Raw genomic sequence first — 1780 nt, 5'->3', positions numbered from 1 at the left:
CGAAAATACTGCAGCAGCGCAGCAAGCTCGTCGGGCGGCAGCGTCGAGGCGGCTTCGAGCCTCATATCGTCGCGATCCTCGCCCGGCAGTACGGCCAGCGCGATGCCGCGCTCGCGCGCCAGCGCCGCCAACCGGTCGATGCCGTATTTCCACCAATCCAATCCGCCGAGCAGGCGAACCAGGATCACCTTGGCATGGGTGGCGACGCGATCGATCCACAAATCGACCGACATCGGGTGGCGGAGATCGCGCAAGTGTGCGAGCCGCACGCTCGGCAGTTTCTCTCGCTCGGCTTCCCACGCCGCCGCAAGGCCCGCGAGGTCGCTGTCGGCGAACGACAAGATAGCGATGTCGCCTGGCGGCTGGCCGAGATCGACCGCTTCGACGATTTCGTCGAGGCCGGTTGAGCTCGTGGTGAGCAGATGCATCTTTGAACTCGACTATTAGCCGGTGAGCGCCTGCGCGATGGCGGCGCGGTCGAGGCCTTTCAGTCCGATGACGACAAGCTGGCCCTGGCGCGGCTCCGAGGCCGCCCACGGCCGGTCGTATTGATGCGATACCCGTGGACCGACCGCCTGCACCAACAAACGCAGCGGCTTGTTCGCGATCGCGGCAAAACCTTTCACCCGCAACACGTCAAAGCGCTCGACCAGCGCGGCAACGCGCGCCGTCAACGCCGAAGGGTCATCGACCTCGCCGAGCGGCACGACAAACGAGTCGAAGTCGTCGTGGTCGTGCTCCGCTTCGGCATCGTGACGCGTGCGGCGATTGGCGATGTCTTCTTCGGTGCCGACGCCGAGACCGAGCAACAGCGCCTCATCGACCTTGCCGTCGGTGACGGTGAGCACTTTCACGCTGCGCGGGAGCGCGCGCGAGATCGCCGCCAATGCGGCATTGATCCCGTCCTCGTCCAGGAGATCGCTTTTATTGAGCACGATCAGATCCGCGCAGGCGATCTGGTCCTCGAAAACTTCCTCGACCGGGTCGTCGTGTTCGAGCGCGCTGTCGGCAATGCGCTGGCGCTTGAGCGCATCGATATCCTGCGCGACCCGGCCATCGGCGAGCGCGGCGCCATCGACCACGACCACCACGCCGTCGACGGTGACGCGGCTCTTGATCGCCGGCCAATGGAATGCCTGGACCAGCGGTTTTGGCAAAGCCAGCCCCGAGGTCTCGATCACGATGTGCTCGATGCCGCCTTTCGCCAAAATGGCGTCGAGCGCCGGCACGAACTCGTCGGCCACGGTGCAGCACAGGCAGCCATTGGCCAGTTCGACGATGTTATCCTCCGGGCAGGCGGCGTTGCCGCAGCCTTTGAGGATTTCGCCGTCGATGCCGACGTCGCCGAATTCGTTGACGATCACCGCAAGGCGGCGGCCTTGCGCATGGGCGATGACGTGGCGGATCGGCGTCGTTTTGCCGGCGCCGAGAAATCCGGTGACGATGGTGCACGGCACGCGCGCGAGCTGACCGTTGATGCTGTCGTTCATAGATCGGCCTCTTGAAAATCGAGTGGCGGCACGCGCGCGATCAAGCCCCGCTTGAGAATCTCCGGCCGGCCGCGCCACGGCAGGATGCCGTCGGCGGCCTTGGCAAGGAGCCGCGCGCCTTCGATCAAGGCGCCGGCATTTTGCGCATCGAGACCGCCGAAGACGTAGGTCCACGACCCGTCACAGCGCATGGCAGCGCTCGGGCCGCGCGAGCAATTGGCGAAGCAACGCAACCGCCGCACCGTGACTTCGGTTCCGGCCGCCGCGCGCTCGACGGCGTCGGCCAACAG

2 protein-coding genes and 1 pseudogene are annotated in these 1780 nt (G+C 65.9%); all 3 read right to left on the bottom strand.

The window, feature by feature from the left end; translation table 11 throughout:
• Positions 1-428, bottom strand: a pseudogene (locus tag WCB02_RS00285) (cobaltochelatase subunit CobN); the annotation flags it as partial.
• Between the two features lie 15 nt (positions 429-443).
• Positions 444-1490: a cobalamin biosynthesis protein CobW gene (gene cobW, locus WCB02_RS00280; RefSeq protein WP_423955098.1), complete on the bottom strand. Its 1047-nt coding sequence runs from the start codon at positions 1488-1490 to the stop codon at positions 444-446.
• On the bottom strand, positions 1487-1780 hold a 294-nt coding region (locus WCB02_RS00275), incomplete at its 5' end, for a DUF1636 family protein (protein ID WP_423955097.1). The genes cobW and WCB02_RS00275, both read right to left, overlap by 4 nt.

The sequence above is a fragment of the Bradyrhizobium sp. genome, from assembly GCF_049581145.1.
Lineage (GTDB): Bacteria > Pseudomonadota > Alphaproteobacteria > Rhizobiales > Xanthobacteraceae > Bradyrhizobium.
Note: the sequence above shows the minus strand (reverse complement) of the source record. Positions and strands in the feature narration are given on the sequence as shown.

Excerpts from the sequence above, each read along its gene's own strand:
- cobW (WP_423955098.1), bottom strand. The coding sequence starts at position 1,490 with ATGAACGACAGCATCAACGGTCAGCTCGCGCGCGTGCCGTGCACCATC.